The following is a 17,988-nucleotide window of genomic DNA, read 5'->3' on the forward strand; positions in this document are numbered from 1 at the left end:
CACGCTCCCGACATCCTAGGTGAATCGAAAATTAGAATGTCACTATTATATTACTCTAGGAAAATCCATACAGAAAAGATTTATCGAGAGTTTCACAAGTTGTTAGCGATCCCCTTGAGAATTGATTGCTCTGAAGCAGCAATACTATTAACGGAGAATTGATTCATTGCCCATGCCCTCCCTTTCCGCCCCATTTCAGCCAGCTGTTTTTCTGATAAGGATAGAAGTGTTTCTAAGCCCCCCCTTATTCCAACGATAGTAGGATCAACATTAACTGAAAAATCTTTGTCTCCTACAACTTGATAAATACCTGGACTATTAACCGCCAAGACAGGTATCCCATAAGCTAACGCTTCGATTAATGCTTTTGGGTGCCCCTCATAAAGAGAAGGAAGAACAAAGGCATTTGCCTGAGCCAAAGAGTTTCGCAATTCTTCTTGTGACATTTGATCACTGAACTGACAAAATACGCCAGCTTCTCTTGATTGATATTCAAGTTTATCTCTGAGTGATCCTTCACCAATAAGATGGATTTCAACGGGGAGATTGCGGGCTGCATCAATCAAAGAAGTAAGGTTCTTCTCCTCACTTAATCGACCAAAATAAATAACTTTGAATTTTTCACCTCTTCCATAAAAATCATGAGCAGGCGTCCAAATTTCAGGAATCAAATAGTTCGGGATTATACAAACTTTTGCAGGATTTAAATTATGACGTGCTATAGAGGATTCTGCGAGTTCCTCTGTTGTGAAAATTGAAACAGATGCCCTACGCAAACTACTCCGCTCATATCGAAAGGCCTGTTTAGCAACTCGGCTATTGACACCTTTCTCCTTGCTTCTGTTCTCAAAATGGCCATAACCCTGCCGTACAACAACTGGTTTTTTCCACACCATAGAACACCTGTGAGCAACATGGGCACCATAAGTCTGGTTCGTTTTATACACATCCGAATCCGCTAGTATTTTTGAATGTATAAACGGCAAACCCCAAGAATAAAGGCGTGGATGTATTCCGAAATTATTATAGTGAACAGAAAAATATGGATAACGCTCAGCAATTTTGGCTTCATCAGGACTGTTCCCAAATGAAATCAGATCAATTTCCCACCCAACCTTTGCATGCTGTCGATAAATAGCTAACTCTCTATCCAGAATTCCGGACTGCTCCCAATTTTTAAGGGAACCTCCGTAGGTCATAAAAGCACAGAGTTTCATGAGGATATCCAGAATTAAGAAATATTAAGTGAGTGAGTTTCGTTCTACGAAAAACAAAACCTTAGCGTTGTCGTGTTGCAATTGCATAGCAACGCGCCTCATCAGCTTTTAGGTACTCGACATCGTAGGGATGAGTATTACGAATACACTCAATAGCCTCGACCACACCAGGAAAAGTTTGAGGAGTAACATCATCAAAGACGATAATATCATCTAGCTTTTGCCTTGATGAAACGAAGTTAAATTCATTGATCACATCTTCAAAAGTATGGCTGGCATCTAAGAACGCGAAATGAATACGATTCAAACCAAGGCGAACAAGTGCCGTCTTAGTCTCAGATTGATTAAAAACGATTGAATTTAATAAATCGTCCCATGGTGATAATAACTCTCGTCTCGATTTTTTACCGTCAATATCATCAATACAATTCCAATACATCGCCTGATCATGAGGGAGTATATCAACCGTTATTATTTGACCAGCTTGTTCGGCATCATGAAGGGCCTTCGCCATACAAAGAGCAGAGAAACCTCTGGCTGTCCCAGTTTCGAAAACAGTTAACGCACCATAATTTGATAATAATCTTTCGCACCTGTGACGGAGGGCCGTGTATACGATTCGCCCGTGCTGATAATTTAATTCTGACTTCTTCACAACGATCTGAGTATGCAGTGCGAGAGTTTCAATCCACTTAGTAGAAATTGCAGCTCCCATTCTATTTTCAAATGAATCAATTATTGGAAATGATTTGTTGCGAGTACTCTCAAACAACGTCATATACCCAGCATAGTTTGTCCTTGGACCATCGCATAATGGAGCATCCCCCAACGTATCGATCGCTGAAAAAGGTTTAAGCCCCAATTGGCGTCCAAGAAACCGCTTGGCCGAAGACAAAATAGATCTAATCATTAAATTTCTATTCCCACTGGAAAATATTTATAATAAATTGTCATAATAATCTTCTTTAATAACATCAATCATTAGGGAAGATGTATCCGCCAAATTTTGGCTTCATCCGAATATTCTTCTTTTAACATTTCAATGATAATAGCACACGCCCATACATACATAACGGTCCCGTGCACATCTGCTTCATCAAAGCCTTTTGAGACTTTTGCTGTATAGTACCCAACTTGCGCTTTATTTCGATGGAAACTAAATCCAGAATTTTTCTTTTTGTGAAGCATCAAACAACGAGCAGCCTTGCGTGCCCTATCATCAATTTCATCTTGCCGATACCCACGCCCTTGAAGACGGATAACTTGATGCAAGACAAAAAGGCTATTTGTAAAATGACACCCATCTGAATAAAACGGCTCAGATAGTACAAGATCAATCAATCGATCATGCTTTTTGAAGGGATGATCAACCCATTGCAGTCCAGAAAGTATTTTCATAGCACCATTGATTCGCATAACGTTACTAACGTTATCACCCTTGAACCAAGTGCCATCTTTCTCATGATAAATTTCCTGAAGAAAATCAAATATGGCTCTTTTGATCTCCTTGGTATCTATTTCTATCGTTTTCAATTTCTCGTTAGTAACTGTAAGCATTATTTGATGACTCAGGTGACTTCCAGAACCCCATGGACTTGACCAATCAAGGCTATTTAGGAATGCCCATGTATCGGAGTAACCACTAATTTCAAAAGGTGGAGAAAATTTGGGCAGTACGCCGACCATCAATAATGTAGAAATATTTTGGCGTGTTTCAGCGCGAATGTTTCGCGCATCCCACTCAGAATAGTAGGCTCGCACCGCCTCATATTTATTACGCCCAAGTGCAATTTTCGCCCAATCACGCCAATTGGGTCGTGTCTGCTTACGAAGCCATGGATCGACAAAATATCCATTATTCCCCTGCGCGCTGCTAATAAATTCCACCAAAGCAGTACGTAACTCTTGCGGCCATTTATCCCAAATCCCAATTTGCCATGCGATTTTCATTGCAAAAACACTCGGCATATAAGCACCTACCCCCTTGGTCGGGACTAAGTTTCCGCGCTCACAAAAAGCAAAACGACCGAGCGCAAGACCATGTTGTAATCGGTCAAGCCATACAGCAACATCTTCACGAATTTGAGTTGGCTGGAATGGAGGTGCGCTTAATAATTTATCTTCTGGATATTGCATTTTTTATTTGTTGTTTAATTGTTTTTTTCATTATGTGAAAAACGTTTACAGACAGATTATTGTCCAATAAGAACAGTTTTAGATCAGATGTACTTATTCTTTTAGGAGGCGTAAGGAATAATTCTCTAGCAAACTCAATATACTGCCTTGCGATATCATCAATACTAGCGACAACAATATCCTTTTTATATTTTTCAAGATTGTCTGATAGGCTCTCAAGTATTTTAGGAATATCTTCTTTCGCATTAAAGAGCAACTCCCCACTTGGCATGAATTCAGGATGGCTAGAATCATTTGGAGCTATAACAGGAAGGCCACAATGAAGTGCTTCTAGGGCAGCATTTGAGCATGATTCTATGCGTGAAGCAGTGATATATGCATCACTTTCTCTTAAAAGTGATGCAAGGGCTTCTTGGTTTACAGGCGCCAGAACCCTAATGTTATCATATTTGTAGTTTGTTGGAGCGACAATAGAAAATTCAAACTTACCAAAATCGATGTTCTTATCCAACCATAGATATGTATCAAAGCCTTTATGAGGATTAGCAGACCAACTTGAAGAAATAACTTTGATTTTACCATTACATGAAATACTTTTTTGGGGTGGATAAAAAATATTTGGATTAGGTGCATTACCTATAACTACCGAAGGGCATTTAGGTGCCAAAGGGTGCAGAGACATTTGCTCATAGCTCCAATGACTTTGAATAACAATACCATCCGAAACCATATCGCTAAACTCGTATAGAATACAGTCAAAAGAATCTGCTTGTGGGTTATGTCGCCCCCTAGCAATTGGGCCATCCAAGCGCGTGATAATTAGTCTACTTTCTGGTTTTTGTTGCTTCCACTTGCATGCTCGCGAAAAAGATTCTAAATCACGAAATGGGTAGCCATTAAACAGAAGTATCGTTGCATCATCAATATTATCTGCATAATGGTTATTCCGCAAAAAACACAACCGTAATGCTTTAGCAAATTGGTTGCCCCCTCCATAAGGCCCATCAATTAAAGTAGGTAAAATATGAAAAAGCATATTTGTGTTATTCCTAGCCGAATTTCAAATTGGAATAAATAAGCTAAATACTAGCTATAAGAAAATTGATCCTGTTATAACGAGTTAAGTATTTCATAAAAATATTCAAAAATCATTTCGGAGAGAGATCTGTTGCAATGTTTCGAGTAAAGATTTTTTATATATAAAACCTTCTAATAATAAATTTTTTTCGACTACTTTTACATATGGCGAAGAGTGGGATGCTCCTTTCAAGCGAAAGATCGCATTCCTCGTTAATTTTCCAAAATTACTTGGCTCGTATTTCTTTGGTGATCGCAAAATGTTATTTAGACGATCACCCAAATATAAATAATTATTCTTACCATCAGCCTCTTGAGTTACATTATAGACATAGGTTTTAGTATCCAACCTTTTATTAACAAGAAAGCTTAAAGCACAACTCACATTATTTGCACTAATAAGATGTGTCGAGAGGCCTCTATTTAAAATTCTACCTGTTTTTCTCAACAAAACCGGAATTTTATTTTTAGTTTTTTCAGAAAAAACACTTCCAATTCTACAAAGAATTAGCTGGATATCTTCTGAGTTATTTTTTGTTAATCCAATCTCAACGTCAAGTTTCGCTTTACCATAAGCATCCTTACCATGAGGAACAGGAACAGTATTCTCATCTACAGTACCAAAATTTCCACCATAAACTCTTATGGAACTTATATATATGAATTTTTTAGCATAAGCTTTTTTGGCACAATTCAACAATTCCAATGAAACTGATTTATTAATCTCAATATTCTCATGTGCTAAATTTAGTAAGTGTATTATAGTCGTATTTTGATCAATTTCCTGTGTGCATCTAGTAATATCGTCTTGTAATAAATCTATCGCAATGAACTTATCCTTATCCTTCCACCAAGAAGGTTTATTTCTAGCGCACCCAACAATCTGATTTCTTACCGTAAGTTTTTTATATAACTCACTACCAATACTTCCTGAGACCCCTGTTATGAAATACTTCATTTTAAATCATCGCAACCTTTTGTTTAAAAGTACATATCCTACTTATCGATGACACGAAGTGGTTGCTCTCAGGTATCACCTTTACAGGTAACTCACAAAACAAAAATGCACTCATTTCCTTGATTATCTAAACGTATATCGACACCCACGCGACAATTGCCCAAGTTTACTTATTTCTTGTGACGATAGAAACGATCATTTCAACCCAAGCCTTATAGTCATCAAACTCAGAAACAGTTAACGCCTGATACGATTTAAGGTTCTCAAGGACCGAGGTTATTGCCGAGCGCATCGAAACTATATCTGTATAGGCCTCTCCTCCGAACCCAACAATTTTAGCAGCATCATCCTGCTCCCGATAAACAACTGGCACATCGCACGCTTGAGCCTCTCGTATACGCCTTAATGAAGAACTGTTAGTATCCGCTTCAATATACAAGATACATCTTCTAAGCGTATTTACTCTGAGTGTCCTGCCCCATATAGTATTGGGTTCAGAGGCGGCAGCTATTGTTAAAATTTCTACACCCTGAGATAATATATCTTTTGTATCCTTCACAAAATCACTAGCAATTAAAGACGGCCCCAGAAGAACAATAGATCTACTATTTTCTTCGCCACTTATCATCGATTCGTTGAAGAGACTAGCATCGATTAATGGAGGAATAACAACAGGCTTCTTTATATTCAGACCAGCTTCATGAAATCTATGAAGAAGTGATTTACTTGAGAGCACTGTAGCAGCAAAGGATGGATGCAAAAACACATCAGGTAATAAATCCAAAAGTCTTTGAAATTCCATGCTGTCTGATGGCTCATCAAGAAGAATAATCAAGCCAGCATTAATTCGAATTTCTCCAAACAATGGCCAATCTGTAGCACAATTCAAAAATATTATATCACTTTCTCCAAGAAATCCTGTTTCCTTAATATTACTTTCATTTGTTAATATTTTTGCTAACAATCTGTAGGGATAAGCAGCGCAAGAAGACTTGGAAAAATGAATTTTTACTATTTTCTTTCGAAAAAAACGTCCACTTACTCCCCTTTTGGCACGACGTATACTTCTTATAAATAAATTATTCCGCGGGAGAGAAGGAGAACATGCTCCTGACCTTATAACCGGCTTATACATAACGTTAGCAAGAGCTTCGAGAAGAGAACTCCTGATAACTTCCATTGAATTTTTTTCACGTAATGTTTCCAGCGTTTCAGTTAAGGCCGATTCTAAATTTCCAGATTGAATATCAGACTGTATTATATCTACCGCCTCGCTAGCTGTCCGGAAAATGGAACGGTCAGGTAACGCATCAGGCGCCATTCCCACAGGTGTACTAATAATTTTACAATTAGCCATCGGCGCCTCACAAATAGCAAGAGGCCCTCCTTCAGATCGACTACTAACAACTGTCAAGTCAATAAGGTTATATAGTGCGTTAATCTCGTTGCGGCTCAATGTATTGATTGCAACATCATCTTGCTCTACCGAGTTTCCAATATACTCAAACGGTACACCAATCTCAGTCAAGTGTTTTCTTAACCAATGACGTCGCGGCCCGGCCAATATTGCCTTTACAGTTAAATTACGCCGACAAGCTTCTCGCATAATTTCGGCGAAAAGATCAGGTCCTTTTACCAGCTTAGGGAACTTTAAATCACCTCCCTCTGTATCACGCATAAAGTTCCCAATAAGATACTCCCCAGGTTTCACTGCTAATCGCTTAGCCATTGATTGTAACAAAGGAGACTCTAAAGGTAATCTTTCAAATTTGGAGGTATTGGCCAAATAAGGAACATGTTTTGCATTATACCCAAGATCTTTTAGTGCTTTAGTAGCCTGCACAGATCTTGTTATCCATAGATCGACCTTTTCAAATGAAAGTCTATGATTAGGGGCTGAGAGAAATCTAGCCGGCTCTCCGTGCATAAAACACACAACACGCTTACCATCTAGTTCCGATGCTTCTATATCAAGTAAAGGAGCCCACCAAGATGCAAATACTACGTCAGCAGACGCAAGGTCTGTAAACTCAACAAAGTTTTCAAGGGCCCTTCGAGTATGAGAAAGATCCTCATCTACGGCCCAATTTATTTGATCACCAGCTGTAAAAAAAACTTTCATTCATCCACCGTCAGCAGTATTGCCTTATGAGCTATTCACTTTTTGCACTTAACGACTGAGCATCAAATAAGCTCTTAAACAATCCCGGTCGCTGCATAAGACTTTGCCAATCTCCTGCGTCTACTATCCGCCCTTTATCCATCACCATAATATGATCAGCTTCACGTATTGCAGAAAATCGATGAGCTATGACTAAAATGGTTGACGCTGGAAAGTCACGTTTAATAGATCGAAGAAGCATCTCTTCAGATAAAGCATCTTGAGCACTGGTCGCCTCGTCCAAAATCAATAGCTTTGGTTTCACGAGAAAGGCCCGTGCTATCTGGAGACGCTGTCGTTGACCTCCGGATAATGGAATATCAGGACCACCTAGACGTGTTTCCAGACCCATTGGCATTGAATCAACAAAATCAACAAAATTTGCGCTGACGACAGCCTCTCTAATTTCTTCCCGTGAATAATCATCCCGAAATAATGTGATGTTATCGGCAATGCTACCATTAAAGATATGTCCTTGTTGGTGAATCGTTGCTATTTTTTCTCGCCAATTTATTACATCAAGATCATCAAGGTTTATATCACCTATATATATCGCCCCACTCATTGGGCGACGTAAACAAGTTAGTAGATCAACAATAGTACTCTTCCCCGCGCCACTAGGGCCGACTATAGCTGTTGTTGACTGAGTGGAAATTGAAAAACTTATATCGAACAGGGCTGGATTTGTATTATTCTCATAACTGAAACTAATATTTTGAAATAATATTGACTCATTCTCAGTGGGCAAACCTTTTTCGAATAAAACATTTGAATCAATAGAAGACACACCCTCCCCGTCTTTTGCCCCCATATCATCTCGATTATTGCCCCCAAAGCCATCAAGGAATGTCACAATAGTTGAGACAGGTCCTGCTCGGGACAAAAGGCCTGAACGGGTAACATTCAGTTGAGACAGCGGCCCGTACAGCCTTAATAATAGAAACAGAATAAACACCAAACGCGCTGAATCTATTAATGAGTTATCTTCACCAGCCAAGGCGACAACACCAACCAATCCTAGACATAAACATAATAATGCAATACTACGCTGTAAGGGCGTAAGTATGCTTTGAAAAACGGTCGTTTTCCACTGAAGCGTTTTGAACTGATTGATAATTTGAAAAATTTTATCCAAAAAAATTTTTTGTCGTCCAAAAATAGTAATATCTCTCAATCCAGAAACACTATCCTGTAAGGCGCCATAATATGTAAGTTCAACATCTCGGGCTACATGGCTCAATTCTTCAAGGTGAATGAGTATACGATTCGTCAGAACAACCAAAACCAACGCTATAGATATTACAGCTAAAAATGCTATCGGTTCGGTAATCAAAAAGAACATTGAATAAGCACAAATAATTATTGATGTACCAAACAGTCTAGAAAATTCCATGGCGAATGTCCCAACGCCCGCAGCAAAATTTGTTCCGTAGACAATAAGATCATTTCGTTTCATATCTACAACATTTTCAAACGATGAAAACAGAGCGACCCTTGAAACTCTTTTGCGAAAATCAGCACCAACATCAATAGCCAGTTTTCTAACGAACAGTTCGTTTCCAAGCAAGCTTACTTCACGTAACAACTGAAACCCAACAATTATCAAAATGCAATATATCGTTGCAGTATTTTGTTCGAGCCCTTTTAAGGGATTAGGTAGCTCACCAACATTCAGGACAACAATTGTGGTTGATCCATCAACGGCAAGTAATAGCGCCCCTACAGCTAAAGCGCTTAACATATCCAAAAATACAGCAAAAACACTCAACATAGCGACAATAATAAATCGTGCTCTATACTCACTTAAAATAACGACCATACGTAGTGCCGCTATAGAAAAATCTTTAGTAAAAAAAATTGTAAATAGCCATTTTAAAATTCGCATGAGAAAATTAGTTATTAGTTCCATTTTCAATATATCTAGTGACCTACTTTTTGAATTATTTTTGAAGGTATTCCTGCAACAACCACATACTCAGGTACATCCTTAGTTACAACCGAACCTGCTGCGATAACAGATCCATCTCCAATTTTAACTCCAGGCAAGATTACTGCTCGAGCTCCAACCCACACATCATTACCAATAATAACCTCATCCTCCTTAGTAATCCCCCAACGGGGCAATTCTAGAGGGTGCCCCTGAGACGTAATGACGACATGAGAAGCTATAAGGACACGACTACCAATTTTCAACTTCCCACCAGCTCGAATATGACAAAACTCACCAATATCCACTTGATTTCCAACAGTCATTTTTTCCGGATTATAAATTACGGTTGGCATACGAACACGAACTGTATTCCCAAATTCACCGAACGTTGATACGATGTCTTGAACATCGTTTCCTCCTTTAATAAACCTTATTCTCTTGAGAATTTTATATATTATCCCACTCATGAAGTACCTTATTGCCAATAGTAAGGAATCAACTCAATGCCTTTAACGCAGTATCTAGCTTTGTAAATATTCTATCATAACTCATATGATCTTTGAGTTTCTTGAAACAATTATTAGCTACTAACTCTAAAAATGGATAATCTGTAACTCGATCCATAACATCACTTAAATTACTATGGTCCTTATGAAGAGCGATAAAATCTATGTCGGGCTCAAATGAAGTTCCCAATTTTTCGTGATACATTATTTGCGGTGTCTTTGTTGCGGCAGCTTCTATAATTCTTGAGCTGAGAGTACGCAACGGAATCCATTCTGATTTAGGAGGATAGACGGCAGCAATCTCTTCACGAGTAGCTCTGGGATGAGATTTTATGAGATCAGAGGTGCGCATAAGAGTTTTATCGTCCAACTCAAAAATATTCCCTCCTGATGCGACAGCGAGTTGTGTTTTGCTATTTTGCAAAAACCGTCCCCAGCCCGCTAAGCCAAATCTATCTTCAATCTTTAATGAAATATCAGTAATGTACCGCCCCTCAGCAGCCTTTTCGACAGCGACAGCGATGTCTTCTCGTTCCCAATGACCAAAGCTCGGATGACCAGGCACCATACGATAACCAATATCAATTGGTCTCTCCGAGATAGCCCCACCAGGGGAAAAGCACTTTTTATCAAAGCCTGTATTAGGCAACCCAATCGCCATACACCCGAGGCGATTCCGGTATAAGTCTAGAACTCGCTCAGAAAAACATTGAGAAACAAGAAGAGATACATTAAGTTCTTGCGCAAATTTCATTTTTTCAGGCATACGGTAATATTCGTTTGCAATGAAATATACAATCGGTGATCGTAAAGACCTAAGAGCATCTCTCCAGCGTGGAGGCAACTTCAAGGCTGAAGAAAAAATAGAATGCAAAAGAATAACCGCATCAAACTTTCGCCCAGCAAGAGCGCTCCAGCGATTAAAACGTTCTGATAGTGGATTATGTGTTTCTACATTAACAACTGTGACGTCAAAAAGAGTAGAACGTTTAAAAGCATTCGAGTACCCACTAATATAAGATGGTGCATCTTTTTTCACGGACGTAGCCTCAAGTACAAGCAGATGTTTACATTGTCGATTAATCATAATACCCTTTATATGCCTACCTACTAGTCTACAATTTCTTTACCCTTTTCTGAAATCAGGCAAAGGGTAGCTTTTTTACAATTTCACACAATATCATCAAGTGCCTTATCAAATATATCAAGTAACACGGAATAGCTGGCAAAATCGCTTAAAGTTTCTTCACAATTTTTTGCAATATACTCAAGAAATTTATAATCTCTCAAACGATCCATAACATCATCAATATTGTCATGTGATTTATTCAAAGCAATATAGTCAATGTCAGGACGCATGGGGCCATCAAAATCATCTCTATACATTATTTGAGGGGTTCTCGTCGCTGCTGCCTCCATCATACGACTACCTAATACACGCAAACGTATCCGTTCTTCTTCAGGAGGCAACAATGTTAAAATCTCTTCACGACTAAATTTGGGGTTACTTAATATATATGATTCCATTTTCAAACGCGTGGAATCTGTTAACTCAAAAATTTCCCCTCCAGAGGAAACACAAAGTTGTGTTTTCGACGATTGTAAAAAATTGCGCCATTTTCTCCATGGTAAACGATCCGTTAAATCCAAAGAAATATCAGAAACATATCTGTCATTGCTTTCTATTGCTCTTAAAAAGACTTCAGCAATCACCTCTCTATCCCAATGCCCCAACCATGGTGGGCCGATAGCACCCCTGTATCCAATATCAATCTCCCTTTCAGATATCGGAGGGCCTGGCCTATAAACACTATTGTCAAAGCCGCAAACAGGGAGCCCGATCACTTTACAACCAAGGTGATTATGGTAAACATCAATAACTTGCTGAGACAAAGTCTGTGTCACCAACATTGAGATTCCTACATCTCTTGCAAAGTCCATTTTCGAGGGCATGCCGCGAAATTCATTCCCAATAAACCAAACAATTGGCGCCCTGTATTTCCGCAAAACATCTTCCCAAAAATAATACATTTGATGACTAGTTGTATGAAGCATCACAACTGCATCGTACGACTTTCGAGATAATGCACGCCAACGATCCAACCATCTGACGGGTGGTATCGAGCCAAAATTACAACATGTGACCTCAAACAAAGATGATGATTTCAAGGCATTAGGATATCCATAGACATACGATAAGGATCTCATTTGACGGGTTGTAGTATAGAGAACCAATAGTCTCTTTTTACGTTTTATAGACATAAATTTTCACTTAAATTTCAAAAGACTTTTCCTGTTAACAGAATGGTCTCACATACCACCCCGTCTGGGTCATATACAAAGCAACACCGTTCTTCATCCAAAAATTGTATCTCTCCTAGCAGATCCTTCCGAATAGTAACAGTGGGAACTAAATGCCAACCACATTGTGCATAGAAATGCTCTTGCCCAGAGGTACAAAGTAAATAGCCTATCTTAATTTTTTCTTCGTCAAGATATCGAACAACTTCTGACATCAGAAATCTGCCTACTCCCGTCCCTATCACACGTTGATCCACACAGACTTCAGTAACGCATCTTGCAGGGTGTGGGACGTCACGGCTAAATACTTCACGTTCACGCAACCTGAGAAAAGCAATGAGAGCTTTTTCTCGATATATCCGAACTATAACATCAGTACAATCGCTATTTTCATGCCACCAACGTCGCTGTTCGGATATAGAATGTGGCCAGTGCTGCTCCTTAATAGCACAGAGCTCATGTATCTCATAATCCTTTAATTCCAAGAGGTTTACAGCTGAAGATAAAATTTCTCTAGTTACCTTTATTAAGCCAGAATCGTTCATTATTTTATTTTTATGTGTCATATCAGGCTTAGTGTTAAGAACAAAAACTCTTGCCTGTTTTTTTGTAAATACGGGGAATTCCATAAATATCAATATTATCTTTATACTTCCCCTGATAAATAAGTTGAAAACCAGAAGCTGAAAGAAGCTCCTCAGTATTAAATCTATGGGCACCAGAATGGTTATCTTCCCCTGAATGATACAGGTGATCTCGCAAGTAAATATACCCACCGTCCCGCACCATTCGATTGGCCTGCTTGACAAAGTCAAGTAATGCAAACTCGTTAATTTCAGGCAAGACAAAAACTGCTGTTATCAAATCTATTTGATTAGCCCCTACCAAATCTAACCGCCAACTAGGCAAATGATAGATAGCGTTCTCATTATTACAATCAACTTTAAAACTTCGTCTTTCAAAAGCATAGTCACAATACTCATGAAATCTTGCAGGAGCCATTAGGGATAAAAAAAGATTTTGAAGGATATAAGAAACTTCAATGCAATCAACTGAAACATAAACTCCATTACGAAATGTGTCTCCAAAAACTGCCCCCAATCTTCCATACCCCGACCCAAAGTCCAAAACAGATTTTGCATCAGGACAAATCTGTGAGACAATATGTCCATCAATCGCGTTCCAGATATCATACCCTGCATGAGGTTCTGATTTTATGAAACCGCTAGAAAAAAGCATTTTTAATACATTTTTATGAACAAAAGCGCTATTACTACGGAGCTCTTCATATTCCTTGTTCCCAGTGAATGGAGATACAAGACGCTCTTGTTCTGTCCAAAAGGTTAACCAATGTAAAAGATCATACTTGGAATGATACCGAGACATCCGTTTTTGGACAGCATCTTCATACACATCAAGGCTTCCCCATGCATAAGGGCGCAATTCAAGTGCTGATCGCGAAATAAAATCTTGTTCTTTTATTAATTGAAAAATCGAAGCATCTAACATGGAGGATATCATCTATTCGTTATTCTAGAGTTAGCTGAGTAAATTAGCTGTACCTTAGCTAGTTTTTAATATTTCAAGCAGTATTTCTTTAGACGCTTGTTATTATCTCCATAAACTCTGGCAAGGGTTGTAACATTTCACAAATTGTTGCCTCATTCATCTGTTCAGCATTCGCCGATGTAAAGGCAGCCGTATCTGACACCTTAGGCTTACCATCGCTTAAAAAACGATCTGGATCATGTCCATGTTCACACGGGATACGCCAGTAGTGCCCCTGATCTTCCGCCCGCGCTAATTCTTCTGATGTAGCGAGCGTTTCATCCATTTTCTCACCACCCCGAATACCAATAATCTTAACTGGATTATCGGCGCCAGCTAACTTAAGGCAGGCCTTTGCAACAGTCGCAATATTGGCAGCTTTTGCCTTGTGAATGAATAAGTCTCCAGTATTTCCGTTGCGTAATGCATGTAATACCAACTCTATAGCATCAGATAATGGCATTAGAAAACGTGTCATATCCGGATTAGTTATTGTTAGTGGTCTTCCCTGCCTTATTTGGTCAAAAAACAGTGGGAGAACGGAACCACGGGAAAACAACACATTACCATAGCGAACACCACAAAGAATAGAATTAGTATCGCCCATATGAGCCTGAGCCCGTGCGATCATTACCTTTTCCATCATCATTTTACTACAACCCATGGCATTCACAGGATAGGCAGCTTTGTCAGTGCTGAGCACGACGACTTTCTCGACACCGTGGTGCTGGACGGCGTCTATAACATTATCGGTACCAATGATGTTGGTTTTCACGGCTTCCATTGGGAAGAATTCACAGGCGGGCACATGCTTTAACGCGGCAGCGTGAAAAACCATATCGACACCCTTCATGACGCGAAACAGACGTCTCTCGTCACGCACATCCCCAATTTCAAAATCCAACCTGGGATCAGTATATGTAAGCCGCATATCGTGTTGTTTTTTTTCATCCCGGCTAAAGACTATTATACGAGAGATCTCCCCCTCAGCCAACAATCTTTTAGTCACCGCTCGACCGAAAGATCCTGTACCCCCGGTGATAAGAACTGTTTTATTTTTTAAACTTGTCATAAAAATCAATCCGCAGGTTCAAGTATTGTGTCTGGGTTTGAAGGATCAAATTCCTTTGAAGCATAAGCCACTACAACGGCTGTTATCCCAGTTTCATTAACAACGGCATGAGAGGTTCCTGGACCAGCATAAACCATCTTTGGTGCATCACTATCCAGAACTTCATCAACCAAGTCTCTTTGGGGAGTCTTCATAAGTAACCGGACAGTTCCTGATACGCATGAAAACCATTCCATTTTTTTTGCGTGGTAATGATCACCTCTTCTAACCCCGGGTTCAACAGTATAAACATACACTTGCCCGCCCGTAGGAATATTCTGTGAGGTGAACCGCATGGCTTCAAACAAAGCTCCTCGTTCATCACTATGGCGTACTAATGGTTCTATGTAATAGGGAACGTCCCAATTTTTAGCTTTTGTCATTAGATCAAACTCAAACAAATTTATTTTCAGGAGAACCCCAAACCTGTTCATCAACAACGCGTGTCATCCCCAGAACAATACGTGTTACCTTCTTAGAAACTTCACGTTGTGAATAAGCATCTGGTGCTGGCGATAACTTATAATCAATCGGATCTTCGACGACCAGTTTAACGGCACGCAGAACATCTTCCTTGTCAAGGCCTGTAATTGGACAATACCCTGCTTCAAGGGATTCTTGTTTTTCAGTAGACTTCCGTATGGCAACAGCAGGAAATCCCAAAATACTGGAATCTTCGTGGATAGTACCACTATCAGAAATCACGCACTTTGACTCAGTCTGAAGCCGAATAAAATCAATCAAACCAAAGGGCTCATGCCAATTGATAAGAGAGTTACTTTTCTCCAGCAACCCCAACTGCTCCAACCGACGACGAGTTCGCGGATGCGTACTCACGACTATAGGGAGGTTATAAACATCAGCCAGCACATTAAAAGTTTCAACCATCGTTTCCAGTGAGCCACCTTTATCCACATTTTCTTCCCGGTGAATACTAGCAGTAAAGAACTTGCCAGGTGTTAGTTCTAATTGATCGAGAATAGAACTTGCGGCAAACTTCTCCTGCATATCCTCATACACTTCATAAACCGGGCTCCCAATAACCATTACGTTGCGAGGGTGGATACCTTCACGCAATAAATTTCGTCGGCTATGTTCTGTATAAGCAAGATTAATATCACATGTGTGATCAACAATCCTCCGATTCAATTCCTCCGGGACGTCATTGTCGAAAGACCTGTCACCAGCTTCAACATGAAATATTGGAATTTTTTTACGCTTAGCGCATATAGCAGAAAGACCAGAATTGGTATCGCCCAAAATAACTATAGCATCCGGCTTTTCCTGATCCATGACATCACCAGTCTTTTCGATGATCGCAGCGATTTGACCTTGGATTGTATCCGATTTGGTTTCAAGAACACAGTCTGGCAACCTTAAATCTAAATCTTCAAAAAAAACATCGTTCAAATTGCGATCATAGTTTTGCCCCGTATGTACCAATACATGTTCACAATGTTTGTCCAACATTTTAATGATACTTGCTAAACGAATGATCTCTGGGCGTGTGCCCAAGATGGTCATGACTTTCATTGAACTGCCTTTTTTAAAATATCTATGATGTAATCTTGATCATCTTCGTTGACCCACCAGCCACATGGTAGTGAAAGTTCATGCGCATCAAACCAGTCAGTATTAGGCAATTCACAGCGTTCAGAATCAAACATCGAATAGTGATCATTGCGGATATGAATTTGAGAGGCCCCAATTCCCTGTTCATTCAACCTTGCGATAACCCTGTCCCGATTTTCGACGAGGACTGTATAGCCCCAATAGGTCTGAAAATCAGATAAATTTCTCTTAAGTGTCGTAATTCCTGTCTGGTTCGCCAGAAGCTTATCATACCGTCGCCCATTTTGATGGAAACCATCGAGAATCCAATCAACATGCGCGATTTGAGAAAGCCCCAGTGTTCCGGCAATATCATTCATATTACCTTTAAAGCCCCAATCAGGAATATCTTCACGCCAAACATCACGACCTTCTCTCGCATCCCTGTCAATCCCGAACCATTTTGTTTTTTTGGCTTTGTGATAATCATCGTCAGAACCACAGAGGAGTGCGCCTCCATCACCAGTAGTAATGTGTTTTATTGCTTGGAAAGAAAAGACGACAAAATCACCCATCGCTCCAATTTTTTTATTGCCTCGTTTTGCTCCAAAAGCGTGAGCTGCATCTTCAATGACTTTTAGGTTGTGTTTTTTAGCTAGTGCATAAATTTCCTCTAATTCTGCAGGAGCACCTTCTTTATGCAATATATAAATTGCACATGTTCTAGGAGAAATAAGTGGGGCAATAGTTTCTGCCGTTACCATGCCTGTAGAACGATCAATATCCGCCCACACAACTTTACCACCAAGCATCTGAATTGGTTCATTTCCTGCGACACACGTTAGGGGAGTTGAAATAACCTCCGCTCCAGGTCTAACACCAGATAATTTAAAAGCAATTGTCAATCCCATTGTGCAAGAATTGACAGGCACCACACGAGGATTCCCGATAAAATCGCTAATTACTTGAGTGAAAGCCTTTACTTTGCGTCCTTCTGCCAAAAACCCGCTCTTAAGGGTTTCTACCATCATTTCAGGCGCTTCAGGAGGCATAAACACCTTAAACAACGGTATGTCTTTGTTATTTTTTGGGCTCGTCTCCAAGTTTCAATCCTTTCAAAAACTTTTTTTTAATAAAGGGGCTGTCCTAGATAACCAGCTAAAATACACTTTAAACAACTGTCTTATTTGAGCTAATTCAATTCTTGGATCACTGTTATTAAAACGCTCCCCACATTCCTTCAAAAATAGCTTAAAATGTTGCTTTGGAACACCACTAAATTCACTTATCTGCAGCATAGCCTAGCTCCAGAAATTTCGATTATAGATGCGATTCAAAAAACGCTTTTAGTATCGAATCTAATACGGAAAGTGTCATAGATTTTTCTATATTTATACTTGTTACTTTTTGACCTCCCAAACGCAAAACCTCACAACTCCAATGAGTTGTGAGGTTTTGTGAGTTTCATATTGGTTGCGGGGGTAGGATTTGA

At 39.5% G+C, this 17,988-nt stretch carries 17 protein-coding genes; all 17 read right to left on the bottom strand.

The window, feature by feature from the left end; all coding sequences use genetic code 11:
- Positions 1-92: 92 nt before the first annotated feature.
- Positions 93-1,217 (bottom strand): glycosyltransferase family 4 protein, encoded by a 1,125-nt coding sequence (locus WH96_RS20190; protein ID WP_047766061.1) that lies wholly within the window; start codon positions 1,215-1,217, stop codon positions 93-95.
- Between the two features lie 61 nt (positions 1,218-1,278).
- Entirely contained in the window at positions 1,279-2,127 is an 849-nt protein-coding gene (locus tag WH96_RS20195; protein WP_053006182.1) for a class I SAM-dependent methyltransferase, read from the bottom strand.
- Positions 2,128-2,198: 71 nt separating this feature from the next.
- Positions 2,199-3,353, bottom strand: a complete 1,155-nt coding sequence (locus tag WH96_RS20200; protein WP_047766062.1) for a hypothetical protein — start codon at positions 3,351-3,353, stop codon at positions 2,199-2,201.
- Entirely contained in the window at positions 3,334-4,389 is a 1,056-nt protein-coding gene (locus WH96_RS20205) for a glycosyltransferase family 4 protein (RefSeq protein WP_047766063.1), read from the bottom strand. Before WH96_RS20205 ends, WH96_RS20200 begins: the two co-directional genes overlap by 20 nt.
- A 105-nt stretch (positions 4,390-4,494) precedes the next feature.
- Positions 4,495-5,388 carry an NAD-dependent epimerase/dehydratase family protein gene (locus tag WH96_RS20210; RefSeq protein WP_047766064.1) on the bottom strand — a complete coding sequence of 298 codons (894 nt, stop codon included), beginning with the start codon at positions 5,386-5,388 and terminating at the stop codon, positions 4,495-4,497.
- Positions 5,389-5,554: 166 nt separating this feature from the next.
- Positions 5,555-7,510 carry a glycosyltransferase gene (locus WH96_RS22160; RefSeq protein WP_047766065.1) on the bottom strand — a complete coding sequence of 652 codons (1,956 nt, stop codon included), beginning with the start codon at positions 7,508-7,510 and terminating at the stop codon, positions 5,555-5,557.
- A 31-nt stretch (positions 7,511-7,541) separates the two neighbouring features.
- Complete coding sequence (locus tag WH96_RS21645; RefSeq protein WP_082130618.1) at positions 7,542-9,458, bottom strand: ABC transporter ATP-binding protein; 1,917 nt, start codon at positions 9,456-9,458, stop codon at positions 7,542-7,544.
- 11 nt (positions 9,459-9,469) lie between these two features.
- Entirely contained in the window at positions 9,470-9,946 is a 477-nt protein-coding gene (locus WH96_RS22710; protein ID WP_053006184.1) for an acyltransferase, read from the bottom strand.
- Positions 9,947-9,974: 28 nt separating this feature from the next.
- Positions 9,975-11,024, bottom strand: coding sequence for a hypothetical protein (locus WH96_RS20230; RefSeq protein ID WP_156176881.1), 1,050 nt, complete (start codon positions 11,022-11,024; stop codon positions 9,975-9,977).
- Between the two features lie 131 nt (positions 11,025-11,155).
- A complete protein-coding gene (locus WH96_RS20235) occupies positions 11,156-12,043 on the bottom strand; it encodes a hypothetical protein (protein ID WP_156176882.1) in 888 nt (295 codons plus the stop codon).
- A 221-nt stretch (positions 12,044-12,264) separates the two neighbouring features.
- The gene (locus WH96_RS20240) at positions 12,265-12,915 is read right to left on the bottom strand and encodes a GNAT family N-acetyltransferase (protein WP_047766068.1); all 651 of its coding nucleotides are present in this window, start codon (positions 12,913-12,915) and stop codon (positions 12,265-12,267) included.
- Positions 12,866-13,795: a putative sugar O-methyltransferase gene (locus tag WH96_RS20245; protein WP_047766069.1), complete on the bottom strand. Its 930-nt coding sequence runs from the start codon at positions 13,793-13,795 to the stop codon at positions 12,866-12,868. The genes WH96_RS20240 and WH96_RS20245 overlap by 50 nt, the downstream gene beginning before the upstream one ends.
- Positions 13,796-13,883: 88 nt before the next feature.
- Complete coding sequence (locus WH96_RS20250; protein ID WP_047766070.1) at positions 13,884-14,906, bottom strand: polysaccharide biosynthesis protein; 1,023 nt, start codon at positions 14,904-14,906, stop codon at positions 13,884-13,886.
- A 5-nt stretch (positions 14,907-14,911) separates the two neighbouring features.
- Positions 14,912-15,328 (bottom strand): polysaccharide biosynthesis C-terminal domain-containing protein, encoded by a 417-nt coding sequence (locus WH96_RS20255; protein ID WP_162200181.1) that lies wholly within the window; start codon positions 15,326-15,328, stop codon positions 14,912-14,914.
- A gap of 10 nt (positions 15,329-15,338) precedes the next feature.
- Positions 15,339-16,478, bottom strand: coding sequence for a non-hydrolyzing UDP-N-acetylglucosamine 2-epimerase (wecB, locus tag WH96_RS20260; RefSeq protein WP_047766072.1), 1,140 nt, complete (start codon positions 16,476-16,478; stop codon positions 15,339-15,341).
- Positions 16,475-17,599: a DegT/DnrJ/EryC1/StrS family aminotransferase gene (locus tag WH96_RS20265; protein ID WP_156176883.1), complete on the bottom strand. Its 1,125-nt coding sequence runs from the start codon at positions 17,597-17,599 to the stop codon at positions 16,475-16,477. The genes wecB and WH96_RS20265 overlap by 4 nt, the downstream gene beginning before the upstream one ends.
- A 12-nt stretch (positions 17,600-17,611) precedes the next feature.
- The gene (locus WH96_RS22165) at positions 17,612-17,794 is read right to left on the bottom strand and encodes a hypothetical protein (protein WP_047766074.1); all 183 of its coding nucleotides are present in this window, start codon (positions 17,792-17,794) and stop codon (positions 17,612-17,614) included.
- Between the last annotated feature and the right edge of the window lie 194 nt (positions 17,795-17,988).

This window comes from Kiloniella spongiae (assembly GCF_001026905.1).
In the GTDB taxonomy this organism is placed as follows: domain Bacteria; phylum Pseudomonadota; class Alphaproteobacteria; order Kiloniellales; family Kiloniellaceae; genus Kiloniella; species Kiloniella spongiae.